General features: G+C 35.4%; 16 protein-coding genes. All 16 read right to left on the bottom strand.

The window, feature by feature from the left end; translation table 11 throughout:
• Positions 1-57: 57 nt before the first annotated feature.
• Entirely contained in the window at positions 58-660 is a 603-nt protein-coding gene (locus tag CaldiYA01_RS07575) for a regulatory protein RecX (protein ID WP_207178405.1), read from the bottom strand.
• Entirely contained in the window at positions 644-1,714 is a 1,071-nt protein-coding gene (gene recA, locus CaldiYA01_RS07580) for a recombinase RecA (RefSeq protein ID WP_207178407.1), read from the bottom strand. Before recA ends, CaldiYA01_RS07575 begins: the two co-directional genes overlap by 17 nt.
• 62 nt (positions 1,715-1,776) lie before the next feature.
• A complete protein-coding gene (locus tag CaldiYA01_RS07585) occupies positions 1,777-3,012 on the bottom strand; it encodes a competence/damage-inducible protein A (RefSeq protein ID WP_207178409.1) in 1,236 nt (411 codons plus the stop codon).
• A 12-nt stretch (positions 3,013-3,024) separates the two neighbouring features.
• On the bottom strand, positions 3,025-3,573 hold the full coding sequence (gene pgsA, locus CaldiYA01_RS07590) for a CDP-diacylglycerol--glycerol-3-phosphate 3-phosphatidyltransferase (RefSeq protein ID WP_207178411.1): 549 nt from the start codon (positions 3,571-3,573) through the stop codon (positions 3,025-3,027).
• Positions 3,573-4,895 carry a 30S ribosomal protein S12 methylthiotransferase RimO gene (rimO, locus tag CaldiYA01_RS07595; protein WP_207178413.1) on the bottom strand — a complete coding sequence of 441 codons (1,323 nt, stop codon included), beginning with the start codon at positions 4,893-4,895 and terminating at the stop codon, positions 3,573-3,575. Before rimO ends, pgsA begins: the two co-directional genes overlap by 1 nt.
• A 17-nt stretch (positions 4,896-4,912) precedes the next feature.
• Positions 4,913-5,782, bottom strand: coding sequence for a bifunctional methylenetetrahydrofolate dehydrogenase/methenyltetrahydrofolate cyclohydrolase FolD (gene folD, locus CaldiYA01_RS07600; RefSeq protein WP_238480495.1), 870 nt, complete (start codon positions 5,780-5,782; stop codon positions 4,913-4,915).
• The gene (locus CaldiYA01_RS07605; protein ID WP_207178417.1) at positions 5,730-7,598 is read right to left on the bottom strand and encodes a YgiQ family radical SAM protein; all 1,869 of its coding nucleotides are present in this window, start codon (positions 7,596-7,598) and stop codon (positions 5,730-5,732) included. Before CaldiYA01_RS07605 ends, folD begins: the two co-directional genes overlap by 53 nt.
• A 9-nt stretch (positions 7,599-7,607) precedes the next feature.
• The gene (locus tag CaldiYA01_RS07610; RefSeq protein WP_207182779.1) at positions 7,608-9,794 is read right to left on the bottom strand and encodes an FtsK/SpoIIIE family DNA translocase; all 2,187 of its coding nucleotides are present in this window, start codon (positions 9,792-9,794) and stop codon (positions 7,608-7,610) included.
• 98 nt (positions 9,795-9,892) lie between these two features.
• Positions 9,893-10,489, bottom strand: a complete 597-nt coding sequence (locus tag CaldiYA01_RS07615; RefSeq protein ID WP_207178419.1) for a dipicolinate synthase subunit B — start codon at positions 10,487-10,489, stop codon at positions 9,893-9,895.
• 4 nt (positions 10,490-10,493) lie between these two features.
• Positions 10,494-11,372, bottom strand: coding sequence for a dipicolinate synthase subunit DpsA (gene dpsA / locus CaldiYA01_RS07620; RefSeq protein WP_207178421.1), 879 nt, complete (start codon positions 11,370-11,372; stop codon positions 10,494-10,496).
• Between the two features lie 124 nt (positions 11,373-11,496).
• Positions 11,497-11,856, bottom strand: a complete 360-nt coding sequence (locus tag CaldiYA01_RS07625; RefSeq protein WP_207178423.1) for a YraN family protein — start codon at positions 11,854-11,856, stop codon at positions 11,497-11,499.
• Between the two features lie 3 nt (positions 11,857-11,859).
• Positions 11,860-12,138, bottom strand: a complete 279-nt coding sequence (locus tag CaldiYA01_RS07630; protein WP_207178425.1) for an EscU/YscU/HrcU family type III secretion system export apparatus switch protein — start codon at positions 12,136-12,138, stop codon at positions 11,860-11,862.
• Between the two features lie 4 nt (positions 12,139-12,142).
• Complete coding sequence (locus tag CaldiYA01_RS07635) at positions 12,143-13,555, bottom strand: hypothetical protein (protein ID WP_207178427.1); 1,413 nt, start codon at positions 13,553-13,555, stop codon at positions 12,143-12,145.
• Between the two features lie 11 nt (positions 13,556-13,566).
• Positions 13,567-14,187, bottom strand: a complete 621-nt coding sequence (locus CaldiYA01_RS07640) for a ribonuclease HII (protein WP_207178429.1) — start codon at positions 14,185-14,187, stop codon at positions 13,567-13,569.
• On the bottom strand, positions 14,168-15,016 hold the full coding sequence (gene ylqF, locus CaldiYA01_RS07645) for a ribosome biogenesis GTPase YlqF (RefSeq protein WP_207178431.1): 849 nt from the start codon (positions 15,014-15,016) through the stop codon (positions 14,168-14,170). Before ylqF ends, CaldiYA01_RS07640 begins: the two co-directional genes overlap by 20 nt.
• A 48-nt stretch (positions 15,017-15,064) precedes the next feature.
• On the bottom strand, positions 15,065-15,454 hold the full coding sequence (rplS, locus tag CaldiYA01_RS07650; RefSeq protein WP_207178433.1) for a 50S ribosomal protein L19: 390 nt from the start codon (positions 15,452-15,454) through the stop codon (positions 15,065-15,067).
• Positions 15,455-15,457: the final 3 nt, after the last annotated feature.

A 15,457-nucleotide genomic window follows, 5' to 3' on the forward strand; every position in this document is an offset into this window, starting at 1 on the left:
AACTGCTTCAATTAAATTTTATTACTTTTTGCATACAGTGTCAACAATGGCGACTTCTCAATAATCTAAGAATTCTCTAATTTTTTCAACTACTGTATTGTAGTCATATCCTCTTGCCACAAACCACTTAATAACCTTTAAAATCTCTTTGCTATCCTCTTTACTTACTCTCTTTAACTTCTTTTGCAAAAGCTTTACAAGAATTTCTTTATCATTTTCAGACTTTAAATTTAGCTTTGAAATTGTGGATGATTTGAACCCATTTTTCCGCAAAAGCTGTAATATCTCAAAGCTTGACTTTTTCTTTTGATACTTATTTACAAGCCTTTTTGCAGCTTCCAGCTCATCAATGTATCCGCTATTAACAAAATAAGCTACCGCTTTCAAAGCAGTAGCCGAATCATACCCGCGGGAAAGCAAATACTTGTAATACCCATATTCAGATTTGAGAGGATATTTTTGAATGTACCCTACAAGCATCTTTTTAGCGCCTTTGAGACTGCTCTCAAATAAAACCTCTTCCAATTCTTTTTGATCTATCTCATCTTTTGCATACAATCTTTTTTCAAGATAGACCTCTCTGTCAATCTCAACTTCTTTAGCATGGTCAAAAACAAGTAAAATTCTGTTTCCCACTATCTTTTTATCCAATATCCTCATTAATTTCACCACTCAACAGCAAATCCTCATCAGAAATCTCTGCTGTTGTCTTTATTTTCTCAAATGCAAGGTTTGCATTCTGCCTTATCTTTTCAATTATCTCCTGCATTATATCAGGATTTTCTTTTAAAAACTGTTTTGCGTTTTCTCTGCCCTGCCCAATCTTCTGACCATTGTAAGTATACCATGCGCCACTCTTTTGAATAACATCTATGTTAACTGCAACATCTAAAACATTTCCTTCTTTTGAAATTCCTTCTCCATAAATCAAATCAAATTCAGCCTCTTTAAACGGTGGTGCAACTTTATTCTTCACAACCTTAACCTTTACCTTGCTACCTATCGGCTGGCCTTGAGATTTGATAATTTCACCTTTTCTAACTTCTAACCTGACAGATGCATAGAATTTGAGTGCTCTACCACCCGGTGTTGTCTCTGGGTTACCAAACATCACACCGACCTTTTCACGAAGCTGGTTTATAAATATGACTGTGGTCTTAGTTTTGCTTGTGATACCAGCAAGTTTTCTGAGCGCCTGTGACATGAGCCTTGCCTGAAGCCCAACATGCGCTTCTCCCATCTCACCATCAATCTCTGCCTGAGGCACAAGCGCTGCAACAGAGTCAATTACAATAACATCTATTGCATTACTTCTAACAAGCGCCTCAACAATCTCTAGTGCCTGCTCTCCGCTGTCTGGCTGAGACACAATAAGATTGTTTATGTCAACACCGAGTTTTTTAGCATAAAATGGGTCAAGCGCATGCTCAGCGTCAATAAATGCTGCCTCTCCACCCATCTTCTGTGCCTCTGCAATTATATGAAGCGCAATAGTGGTCTTGCCAGATGACTCTGCACCATAAATCTCTACAATTCTACCCCGCGGAACTCCTCCAACGCCAAGCGCAATATCTAAAGAAAGCGCGCCTGTAGGTATTACATCAATATTTTCTTTTGCCATCTCACCAAGCTTCATTATAGCGCCTTTCCCGTAAGCCTTCTCAATTTCCATAATAACTTTATCTAAGGATTTTTTCTTATCTAAGTTTTCCATTTTTAACCTCCATCTTTTCGAACACATGTTTAGAATTATTATATACTTTTGCTTCTAACTTTTCAATAATCAATTATTTTTTTTCTCAAAATGTTGAGGGCAGCTTTTGAAGTCATCTCTTTTATTTTTAACCTATCGCCAGAAAACCTTAATTCAAAACTCTCAACACTATTTTTTGTTGCAATACCAATATATACAAGCCCAACAGGTTTTGTTTCACTTCCACCGCCTGGCCCTGCAATTCCTGTCACAGACAAAGCAATGTGGGCAAGCGAATTTGAAAGTGCTCCCTGTGCCATATACCTTGCTGTCTGATGGCTAACTGCCCCGTGCTCTTTCAACACTTGCTCTGGAACACCAAGCAGTTTTATCTTTGCCTCATTTGAATATACTATAAACCCTCTGTCAAAAACTTCAGATGCACCTGGCACATTGGTAAGCTTGTTACAGATAAGTCCTCCTGTACACGACTCGGCAACGCTAACCTTCAAGTTCTTTTGCGTAAGCAATCTTACAACAACCTCTTCTAAAAGTTGTTTATCTATGCCATAAATATATTCTCCTAAACGTTCTCTTATTCTATCTTCAATCGATTGAAGAAGTGACATTGCAACCTTCTCATTTTCTTTTTTTGTTGTAATTCTCAGCTCAACTTCAAACGGCTTTGCATAAAGAGCCATCGTTGGGTCTGTCTGAGAGAGGATTAAATCCTTCAGAGCCTCTTCAATAGAAGACTCACCTATTCCAACAAACTTTAACACTCTTGAGTAAATCTTTTGTTTTGAAAATTTCTCTAAATAAGGTAAAACTTCTTCTTCAAACATCGGCTGCATCTCAAACGGAGGTCCAGGAAGCAAAATTGCAATCTTACTACCTTTTTCAATGATAAATCCAGGTGCTGTACCATTTTTGTTGTGAAGAACTTTTGCACCTTCGGGGACATATGCCTGTTTTTTGTTAATCTCAGGCATTTTTACATTCCGGTGTTTAAAAAACATTTCAATTTTTCTTAATATATCTTTATCCATCACAAGGCTTAAACCAAAATAATCGGCTACTGCTTCTTTTGTAATGTCATCAGATGTTGGACCAAGCCCTCCTGTAAAAATCAGTATGTCAGACCTTTTTGTGGCTATATCAATTGCCATTTTGAGCCTTTCCATATTATCCCCAACAGTTGTCTGGAAATAAAGGTCAATACCAACTTCGGCCAACTTTTGGGCAAGATACTGACTATTTGTGTTCAAAATCTGACCAAGTAACAGCTCGGTCCCAACACTTATAACTTCTGCTACCATAAAATTTTCGCCTCACTTTTTTGTAAAATCTATCACTTTCCAGTTAGCTTTTATATAATCAAAACCTGAATAAATTGTAAGTATTACTGCCACGTACAACATTATCTTATCAAGAGGAAACCCCAGAAGAACAAAAGGATAGTTGTCAAGCAAAAGAAGCACAACTGCCACAATCTGGCTTATTGTTTTCAGTTTTCCCCATATATTTGCAGAAATAACTACACCTTCAGCCGCTGCAACCATCCTAAGGCCAGTTACCACAAATTCTCTTCCAATTATAATCATGGCAACCCAAGACGAAATTTTTCGCAGCTCCACTAAACACACAAGTGCTGCGGTTATCAACAACTTGTCTGCAAGAGGGTCCAAGAATTTACCAAAATTTGTTACAATTTTTCTTGACCTTGCAATATATCCATCTAAGCTATCGGTAATTGCAGCAACAATAAATATTGATGCTGCTATCACTCTTGAATACGGAATGCTACTGTAAAGCAAGAAAAACATAAATGCAGGTATCAGGAGTATCCTCACAGTTGTTAAAATATTGGCGATATTCATCAAATTATCTCTCCTACCAAATCATACTCAAACGCATCAAGTATCTTTACCTTGACAAACTTGCCAACTGTCAGTTTATTTTGAGAAAACACCAAAACTTTTCCGTCAACTTCTGGTGCTTCAAACTGGCTCCTTCCAATGTAAAAGTTGTTTTTATCTTTTGCCTCTATAACCACTTCGTATTCTCTGCCAACTCGCTTTTTGTTCTGCCTTTTAGAAATTTTTCTCTGAATATTCAAAACCTTTTCATATCTTCTTTGTTTCACCTCATCGTCAACCTGAGGAAGCTGCGAAGCAATTGTTCCTTCCTCTTGAGAATACATAAAAGCACCAAGCCTGTCAAACTCAGCCCATTTTAAAAAGCTACACAGTTCTTCAAATTCCTCATCAGTTTCTGTAGGAAACCCAACCAAAACTGTTGTCCTAATTACAACCTCATCAAAATTTTGTCTTATCTTCTCTATCAGTCTTTTTATACCTTCTTTTGTTGTTTTTCTGTTCATGAGTTTTAATATTCTATCATTTATATGCTGGATTGGAATGTCAAAATAATTAACTATTTTAGAAGAAGATTTTACCACCTCAATAAGATTTTCATCCACATCCTCAGGGTAAGAGTACAAAAATCTTATCCACTTGATTTTTTCAATCTTTTCAAGTTCTTCAAGCAAAGCAGGTAACATCTTCTTGCCGTACAAATCCAAACCATACTTTGTAGTATCCTGAGCTGTGAGGATAATCTCTTTATATCCCTTCTCTGCTAATTCGTTTGCTTCCTTCACGATATCTTCAAGTGGTCTGCTTGTATACTTGCCTCTAATAAGTGGTATGGAGCAATAAGAACATCTGTTGTTACACCCTTCTGCTATCTTTATGTAGGCATAGTAACTGGGTGTAGCAATCACTCTTGCCATTGAACTATTGTACACAAACGAAGAAGTATCATCGAACAGTTTTATCTTCTGCTTACCTTCATACAAATCTTTTATAACCTCAGGCAGTTTTAGCATTTCTTTCACACCAAGTATTGCATCAACCTCCGGCATCTGATCTAATATCTCATCTTTGTATCTTTGCGCTAAACACCCTGTTACTACTAAAAATTTGCACTTTTTGTTCTTATATTCAGCCATATCTAATATAGTATCTATGGACTCCTGTTTTGCATCGTTTATAAAACCACATGTGTTTACAACAATCACATCGGCATCCTCTGCATCTGGGGTTATTTCAAATCCTGCCCCGACACATGCGCCCATCATTATTTCACTGTCAACAAGGTTTTTGTTGCACCCCAGTGAGACAAACCCAACCTTTATCAATTCTTGGCACTCCTTCTCTACACCAGATTGTTTTGAAGCATGGTAGCAAAAAGTGTATTTTTCATAAGAATAGCAACTGTCATTGGCCCAACACCGCCGGGAACAGGTGTAATAAACGATGCCACTTTTTCTACACTTTCAAAGTCAACATCACCAACAAGTTTGTGGGTATCAACATCCCTATTTATTCCAACGTCAATGACAACTGCTCCTTCTTTTACCATATCAGATGTCACAAATCTTGGTTTTCCAACGGCAGCAATAAGTATATCTGCCTGTTTGCAAATCTCTTTTAAATCTTTTGTATATGAATGACAAATGGTAACTGTTGCATTTTTTCTCAAAAGAAGTAAAGATAAAGGCTTCCCAACAATATTGCTTCTTCCTATCACAACAGCATGTTTTCCTTTTATCTCTATATTCTCTCTTTTTAAAAGCTCAATAATCCCAAATGGCGTACATGGTTTGATTGCTTTTTCAAACTCTATGCCAGTTGCAACCATTCCAACATTGAGCGGATGAAATCCATCAACATCCTTGTGTGGAAGGATTTTTGTGCAAATCCTTTTCTCATCAAGTCCATTTGGCAGCGGAAGCTGAACCAGTATACCGTTTATTTTCTCATCCCTGTTCAGTCTGTCAATCAAGCTCTCAAGCTCATCTTGAGTTGTGTCTTTACTGAGGGCAAACTCCATAGAATTTATTCCAACCTCGCCACATGCTTTTCTCTTGGAATTCACGTAGCTTCTGGATGCCGGGTCATCTCCTACAATCACAACAGCCAAAGTTGGCTCTATTCCCTTTTGTTTTAGTTTTTCAACCTCTATCTTTACTTCATTTTTTATTTCTTTCGCTATCTTTTTCCCATCTATTATCTTTGCTGGCACTTTTATTACCTCCATCTTTTTGTTTTGGTGGAATCAAGCAATCTTTGCTATATCCTATCAAATCTTCTCTTTTTGCTATTTTCAAAGCCTCATACACTAAATCATAATTTTTGGGATTATTAAAGTGCAAAAGAGCTCTTTGCATCATCTTTTCTTTCAACGTCTTTGGAACATAGACCTTCTCTAAGGTAAATGGGTCCAATTCGGTGTAATACATAGTAGTTGATACAGTTCCAGGTGTTGGATAAAAGTCCTGAACCTGCTCTGGTACAAATCCATTTCTTTTTAGAAACACTGCAAGCTCAATTGCATCTTCAAGCTTTGTTCCAGGATGCCCCGACATAAGATAAGGAATGATAAACTGTTTTTTATTCAGCTTTTTATTTGTCTCAAAATATTCTTTTACAAATTTTTCATATACCTCTTTCGGTGGCTTACCCATATATTTTAACACATTATTAGAGATATGTTCAGGTGCTATTTTTAACTGTCCAGAAATATGATACATGCAGAGTTTTTCCAAAAACTTTCTGTAGTTTTTGTCAAGTAAAAGGTAGTCATACCTTATTCCCGACCTTATAAATACTTTCTTCACACCTTTTATCTTTCTTATCTTCTCTAAAAGTTCAAAATATTCGCTGTGGTCAACCTCCAAATTTTTGCACGGCTGAGGAAAAAGACACTGTCTATTTTTGCAAGCACCTCTTTCAAGCTGAAATCTGCACGCAGGATTTCTAAAATTTGCAGTAGGTCCACCAACATCGTGAATATATCCCTTAAAATCGGGAAGTTTTGTTAGCTTTTTTACTTCCTCTAAGATTGACTTCTGGCTCCTTTTTTGAATAATCCTTCCCTGATGAAAGTGAAGAGCGCAGAAATTACAACCTCCAAAGCACCCTCTGTGAGATACAATGCTAAACTTGACCTCTTCCAGTGCTTTTATACCGCCTTCTTTTTCATAAATGGGATGATAATTTCGCTCATACGGCAGAGAATAAACATAATCCATCTCTTCCACTGTCAAGGGTTTTGCAGGCGGATTTTGAATTACGTACAAATTTTTGTGTGGTTGTACAATAATTTTGCCTGTATATGGATTTTGTTCCCTGTATTGAATAGCAAAAGCTCGGGCGTACGCTACTTTATCCTCTTTAACTTTTTCATAGCTGTCAATGATGATGAAGTCTTTCCCTTCAAGATGCTGAATATCCTTTGCTACATAACATGTCCCTTGCACATCTCTTATCTCTTTTATGTTCGCTCCCTTTTTGAGCCTTGATAGAATCTCAAACAATGGCTTTTCTCCCATTCCGTATATCAAAAGGTCAGCACTGCTGTCTATCAAAATTGAGGCTCTTACTTTATCAGACCAATAATCATAATGAGCAAATCTTCTCAAAGAAGCCTCTATCCCACCAATAATAATAGGAATGTCACCATACTCTTTTCTTATCAAATTACAATAAACAATTGTTGCTCTGTTTGGTCTCTTTCCTCTTTCCATACCAGGTGAATAATAATCCTCACTTCGAGGCTTCTTGAAAGAAGTGTAATGTGCCACCATAGAGTCAAGGTTTCCTGCCGATACTAAAAAAGCAATTCGCGGTCTTCCCAGTACTGTTATGCTTTTTGAATCTTTCCAATCTGGTTGAGGAATTATTCCAATCCTAAAACCATAATCCTCTATTATTCTTGATATTATTGCATGTCCAAAAGAAGGATGGTCAACATACGCATCTCCACACACAAATACAAAGTCAAGTTCGTCCCACCCACGCTTTCTCATGTCTTCCCTGCAAATAGGTAAAAAAACCATCCTATTTTCTCACTCCATATTCATAAGCATCTCGTCAAACTGCTCCTTGGTTATCAAAACCTGGCGTTTACCAGTAGAATCCATCTTGCTAATTATTCCTCTTTCTTCCATCTGATCGATTAGTCTTGCTGCTCTTGAATAGCCAACTCTGAGTTTTCTTTGTAAAAATGAAGTTGAGACGTTCTGAGCTTCCACTACAAGCTGGATAGCCTTTATCAAAAGTTCGTCAGCCTTGTCATCTTTAACATCCAAAACCTTGCTGTTTATCTCTTCAATCACTTCCTGATTGTACTCAATGTTAAAGTTCTGTTTTAAAAACTCAACAATTTTCTCAACTTCGCTTTCAGAAACATACGCACCTTGGACTCTCATTGGTTTTACCAAACCTATTGGAAGATAGAGCATATCACCCCTTCCCAATAGTTTTTCAGCACCCGCTTGATCTAAAATAGTGCGTGAATCAACTTGGGATGACACAGCAAAGGCTATTCGCGACGGAATATTTGCCTTTATAAGACCAGTGATAACATCTACAGAAGGTCTTTGTGTTGCAACAACAAGATGCATACCTGCTGCTCGTGCCATCTGTGCAAGTCTGCATATACTATCTTCAACCTCAGCAGGTGATACCATCATAAGGTCGGCAAGCTCATCTATAATAATTACTATATACGGAAGCTTATCTTGTCTATTTTCTTCACACCACTTGTTATAGCCGATAACATCTCTCACTCCTGCCTGGGCAAAAAGCTTGTATCTATTTGTCATCTCACCCACTGCCCAAGCAAGTGCGTTTGCAGCTTTTTTTGTATCTGTCACAACAGGTATTAAAAGGTGGGGTATGCCATTGTACAGACTCAGCTCAACAACCTTTGGGTCAATTAAAATCAGTTTTACCTCATCAGGCATACACCTGTAAAGAATGCTAATTATAAGCGAATTTATACACACACTTTTACCTGATCCTGTTGCACCTGCAATCAAAAGGTGAGGCATTTTTGTTATATCCGATATCACAGGACTTCCTGCAACGTCTTTTCCTATGGCAAATGGTATCTTGTACTGCAGTGTATAAAAATCTGGACTTTCAATCAGCTCTCTTATATAAACAGGTTTTGGTTCTTTGTTTGGGATTTCTATCCCTATTGCAGACTTGTTTGGAATTGGTGCCTCAATTCTAACAGATGGTGCTGCCAGTGCAAGAGCAATGTCATCAGAAAGATTGACAATTCTGCTTACCTTTACACCTTGCCCAGGTTGCAGTTCGTATCTTGTAATTGTTGGCCCTATATTTACTTCTGTCACCTGAGCTTCAATTCCAAAGTTTTTTAATGTTTCTTCAAGCTTTCTTACATTTTCATTGATATCTTTTTTTGAAATCTGCAAGTTATCAGTCGGTTTTCTGAGATAATCAATGGGAGGATAAAGATATTGGTCGCTTGAAGGCAAAAACCTTTTTTTATCCGCAGTTTTAATATCTTTCCTGCTTTTTTTGGACAATTTTATAGGAACTTCCTCACTTTTTTTTTCTTCAGTTTCAACGTCAATATTGAAATTGTGCAAAACATCAGTTTTTAGTTTTATACTCTCTTCTTCTGTAGTTTCTTCTATCATCTTTTCATCTTGCCGAATATTATTAATTGTCCTTTTTTTTAATAAACCTCTTATAGAAAAACTGAAAACAATCATACTCATAATTATAAGCATAGAAAAACAAATAATTAATGTACCAGTAAAACCAAACAACGATACAAAAGGATATGTAACACCAACACCAAACACGCCAAAACCCTTGAAATTCAAACCATCAAAGTATGCATCTTTTAAAAACTTTATAAATGAATCTGAAGTTTTTATATTCGATTGAATAAAGGTGGTAAAAATCATGAATATAAGAAGTATATAAGTAAATACTACCACATCCCTCTTGTCAAACACTTTTGGTCTTCTTAAAATTGAATCAAGTGATACATAGAACATGAAAGCAAGTATTATAAAAACACCAATCCCAAAACATCCTAACAAAGTTTTCTTGATAAATTCACCAACTATTCCTACTTTATCTGTTAAAACTGAAAAAACAAAAAATAGGGTGATAAAAAGCAAAAAAGTCCCATACACCTCAGCATTTAATCTGTCAAAAACCTCTTTTTTTATCTTATATCTCTTCTTTTTCGATACTGCCTTTGCTCTCATAAATCCCTTCACTTCTTCTGTGTATATTTTCCTAAGAATATTATAGCCTTTTCCCAAAAAAATAAAACCCCCAAAAATATTTATTTACAGGGGCTTAATCATTTTTTTACACCTGGGCATAACAAAAGCGGCTGAATTTGTTTACCAGAAAGTGATTCAACTATTGTGGGAATTAGAAGAGTGTACTCTGCAACAAGTGAATTAGGTTTTTCTAAAGGGTCATCCTGTCTAAATGGAACAAAGTAGATGTTTTTTGTGTTAAGAAGAATAGCAATATTTTTGCAGTTAAGACCAAGCGCATCGTTTGTAGATATCGCAACAACCACCGGTCTTTGATTTCTAAGGTGCGCTTTTGCGCACATAACAGGAGTTTCATCAACAATTCCATTTGCAAGTTTGGCGATAAAGTTACCTGTTGCAGGTGCAACAACCAGTACATCAAAGAGTTTCTTTGGACCGACAGGTTCTGCTTCTACAATATTTGTAATTGGTGGGTTTCCACAAATGGAAACTATTCTCTTCACAACTTCGTCTGCTTTTCCATAGCGTGTATCTGTTGTCTGAACTTTTTCACTGAGTATTGGTGTTATAATTGCACCCTGTTTTTTTAGTTTTTCAATTTCAGGTATTATTTGATCAAATGTACAGAACGACCCTGTAATAGCAAACCCAATTTTCAAATTGTGCAAATCCATTTTATCACCCCCAGATTTCTTCCAGCAAACCTAACAGCACTTCAGATAGATATTTAGCAGCAGTAACTGGTGCCACTTTGCCAGGAAGTGAAAGCGCATGTACCACTTCAATACCTTTTTTCCTTGCATATTCGAAGTCCACTCCACCCGGTTTTGAGGCAAGGTCAATTATAAGAGTGTTACTTTTTATCCTATCTATTACTTCTTTCGTAACAACCATAGCAGGAATGGTATTAATAATCAAATCCATTTTATTTACATACTCTGCTATATCGCACAGGCGGGCTGGCAAAAAACCAAATGCTTTGCACCATGTAAGATCTGAGCTTTTCCTTGAAGCCACATATATGTTTGCTTCAAATCCTCTCAAGACCTTTGTAAGGACTTTGCCTATCCTTCCATATCCAAGAATTAAGACATTCGAAGAGTGAAGGGTAATTGGCATCTTATCAATTGCAATCATCAAACACCCTTCAACAGTAGGAATTGCGTTTAGTATTGCAAGCTCTTCTTTTTCATATAGGTCAAAAAATATTACATCTTTTTCTTTACAAAGATTTTTTACATTTTCAGGAATAACACTTGCAATTAGGATAATCCTTTTGCCAGACAACTTATCTATTAAATTTTGTATCTCTATGGAATATTGTGAAAGAGGCGCAAATATATACTTTCCATCTTGTGTGAAGGGAATTGGTCCTATTACTACCTTAGACTTTTCAATAACTTCATCCAAATTTTTTGCAAAGTTTATATTTGGACTATTAAACACTTTGCTTTTATCTGTTGCCCAAAGCAAAACATTAAATCCATTATCAACTAAGCTTTCAGCCAAAATTAAAATCCTTTGGTCTCCACCAATGACACCTATATGTTTCCCCATCATTACCCCTCTTTTTTCGTTCTTTCTGCAAAGCTAATATAATCTATGTTATAAGGTCAAAAAAGGTGCTTGGACAAAAAAATAAAAGCCACATTTAGTGGCTTTCTATCTCTTTCAATCTTTTTTAAAATGCATCTTTGATAAGATTTATTTTGGTCACATCATTTTTGCCATCTAAAAATATCTCAACAACATCAAATCTGTACAAATACTTATCTTGCGAAAGATGATATGTAATGAAATACTCAGCCACTCTTTTTATGTGAAACTGTTTTTTAAAGTTGACAGATTCTGAAGGCAAGCCAAATTTCAAGCTCTTCCTTGTCTTTACCTCTACAAATACAATTGTGTTGCCTTCTTGTGCTATTATGTCAATTTCACCAAACCTGCATCGAAAGTTGGTTCTCAAAATCACATATCCCTGTTTTTTTAAAAAGTCAACCGCCAATTCCTCACCAAATCTTCCCACTTGTTTTAAATTCATCTTTTACTTTTCCCCGTTGCTATTAATCTTATCAAGATACCCAATGAAAACTAATATCTGCGCAACAACTTCGTACAAATCCTCTGGAATATACTCCTGAAGATCTAAATTAAATAGCTTTTCTGCCACGTTTTGGTCTTCATATACAGGAATGTCTTCCTGTTTTGCCTTTTCAACAATCTTTTCTGCAACATAACCTTTTCCTTTTGCTACAACTTTCGGTGCTATGTCTTCAAGATCATACTTTATAGCCACAGCTTTTTTTGGCTTTTTCTTTTTCATTGTCTCACACCTTCAAATCAAGTCTGCTTAAAGTATTATCAAATATTAAATAGTCAACTGCAAGAGAAGAATTAGAAGTGTTATCAATTCTGTACTCAATATCAAGTTTATACCCATTTTCTTTTAAAAACTCTAAGAGCTTCTGCTGGTTTTCTCTTATCAAATTCAAAGTTGACAGCCTTTCACAAACTATGATTGATTTGAAACTACCGTGGAAAACCTTTTTAACATAAATACCTATTGTCCCAATGTTCTGGGTTGCCAATTTTAGCATAATGGAATTTGCTTTGAAGTTTGAAACTCCCTTCTTTTTGTTAATAAAAACTGATATTTCATATTGGTGATTATCAAGCTCATACTTGAGATTAAAAATATTCATGTAAAAGGTATCAAAATCAAGTGTGATTTGCTGACTTTGATTTGAGTTTATCTTCTCCAGAAACTGAAACACCTTTTGTTCAGAAAACTCTTTGTGAGAGTCAGCTATCTTGAAAAGTAAGAATTCCTCTTTCTTATTCAAAGTAATATCTTGAATTTTAACTGCTTCTTTATTTTGAAATCTTTCAAAAATCTCTTTAATCTTCTCCACAAACCTTATAAATTCACTTTTTTGCTTTATAAATTCCTCTTTTGATAAAGGTTTTTTAGAAAAAATCAAGCCCAAAAAAGCAAATAAGTCATTTTCATTATCTATTTTAATATCAAAGTTTCCTATATGATCATTTAACATACTTTTAAAAAAATCCTTCATGAAATTCTTCTGAGGAACAAAAATCAATCCTTTCCCTTTTTCGAATACCACTATAAAACTTTCACTTTTGTAGTCAGAAAATTTCAGCTTTTCCAATATCCCATTTTCATCTTGATTCTCCAAAAAAAACTCTTTTTTAAATTCAAAGGTTTTATCAGACAACTTTAAAAAGACATTTTCATCTTTTTTAGTTTCTAAAGAAGCAACAAACATTTTTTCTTTCTCTGCAAACTCCAAAAACTCAGCCGATAACTTTTCTTCGGGAATGGTAAAAATCTCTTCTTTTGCATTTTGTGCAAAGTCAAACATTTTATTTAACTTTACAGCCTCGAGGGTTTTAAATAAAGTCTCTTCTTGTGGTTTATCTTCAAAGTAAGATATACTATTAAAATTTTGCTGTTTAGAAACAACGTCCATTATCTTGAATGTAATCTTACCATCTTTCCAAACAGGATTTGCAAGACGTATCTTGTCCCCTGGATTGAAAGAAAATAAGGAGTTATTTTGAGCTAAAATTGTCTTTGAACCTACATTCAGAATAACCCTATTTCCTTCAACTCCGATAACCTTAGCATCAAATTCTTTTTCTTGATTGTCAAAAAGACTAAGTATTTCCTTTATGTTATCTTGTTTTAAGAAGGTTATAAGATTATTTATATAATTCATACTTTTTCACCTTAAAGAGAAAGAATATTTTTTAAAAACGAAATCCTATGAATTTCACATGGACCAAGTTTTTGCAAAATTTCTATGTGCTCTTTTGTGCCATATCCTTTGTGTTTTTCAAATTTATAAAGTGGGTACTTTGAAGAAATCTCTACTATATATCTGTCTCTTGAAACCTTTGCTAAGATGGACGCACAGGCAATAGAGTAGGATTTTCTGTCACCTTTTATGATAGCCCTTTGATTAAAGCCCAGGTTCGGAATTTCATAGCCATCTACTAACACTATGTCGGGCTCAATTTTTAAGTTTTCAATAGCATTCTTCATGGCCAAAAAAGTTGCATTGTTTATGTTTATCTCATCTATGATTTTGCTATCCACCATCTCAACTGAATACGCTATACTCTCTTTTATTATCTCCTCAAAGAGTTTTTCTCTCTTTTTAGGAGTCAACTTTTTTGAGTCCCTCACACCTTCAATTATCCTTTTTCTGTCCATTACAACCGCTGCAGCAAAAACAGGTCCTGCCAAAGGTCCTCTTCCTGCCTCATCAACTCCGCAAATAAATCTATAACCTTCTCTCAAAAGTTTCTCTTCTATTTCAAAATAGTTTTCATCTTCTGACAACCTCATCAAGTGTTACCCTCCCAATCTTTCCTTTTTTCAAATCATCTAAAAATATAGTTGCTGCCTTCAGAGTATCAATTCTGCCTTCTTTAAGTATACATCCTCTTTTCTTTCCAATTTCTATTAGGTACTCTTCCTCCGAAAGGGTAGAAAAGTCGATTGAATACTTGGCATTCAAAAGATTTGAATACCTTTCTTTTATCATTCCAATTGTTTTCTTTGCAACAAACTCTTTGTCAAAAAGTTCTTCTTTAATACTGCCTATCGCACAAAGCTTTATAGCAATGATGTCATCTTCAAGCTTTGGTACAAGTATTCCGGGGGTGTCGAGCATCTCAAAATAGTCGTTGAGTTTTATCCACTGTTTTGCCCTTGTTACACCAGGCTTGTCACCTGTTCTTGCCTTGGCTGAGTTTGTTATCTTGTTTATAAGCGTCGACTTTCCAACATTTGGTATGCCAAGTACCCCAAACCTTATAATTTTTTTTCTTCCTTTTTGTTTTGCCTCTTCAATCTTGTCTTTTAATAAATTTTCGGCAATTTTCAGTATATTCTTTACGTTTGTACCTTTCAAAGAATCAATACACACAGCAACCTGGTTATTTTCCTGAAAATACTTTACAAATTCTTGATTTTTTGTTTCGTCGGCTAAATCTGATTTGTTCAGAACATAGATTTTAGGCTTATCTTTTATCAAACTTTCTAATTGTTCGTTTCTGGAACTCAAAGGCGCTCTTGCATCGAGCAAAATTAGATACAAATCAATATACTTGTTTAGATCTAAAATTTCTCTTTTTGCCTTTTGCATATGACCAGGATACCACTGAACAATCAAATCAAAAATCCTCCTCTTTTTTAAATATAAAAAAGAGACTAAGCTTTTTTAAGCATTAGTCTCTTCTGTATTGTTATTCTCTTTATTGTTTGGCTGCTGAACAAGCTCTTTAATCTTTGCAGCCTTACCTATCTTTTCTCTGATGTAATAGAGTTTTGATCTTCTTACTTTACCTCTTCTTATAACTTCAATCTTCTCAAGTCTTGGTGAATGAAGAGGAAATACTCTTTCAACACCAACACCATACGAAATTCTTCTAACTGTGAAAGTTTCAGATAGTCCTTTTCCTCTTCTTTTTATGACAAGCCCTTCGAAAGCTTGCACTCTTTCTCTTCCACCTTCAATAACCTTAAAGTAAACTCTTACTGTGTCACCAGGTTTGAAATCAGGGATATCTTTTCTTAGCATTTCACTTTCAATTTCTCTGATTATATCCATCTC

The sequence above is a fragment of the Caldicellulosiruptor diazotrophicus genome (genome assembly GCF_017347585.1).
Lineage (GTDB): Bacteria > Bacillota > Thermoanaerobacteria > Caldicellulosiruptorales > Caldicellulosiruptoraceae > Caldicellulosiruptor > Caldicellulosiruptor diazotrophicus.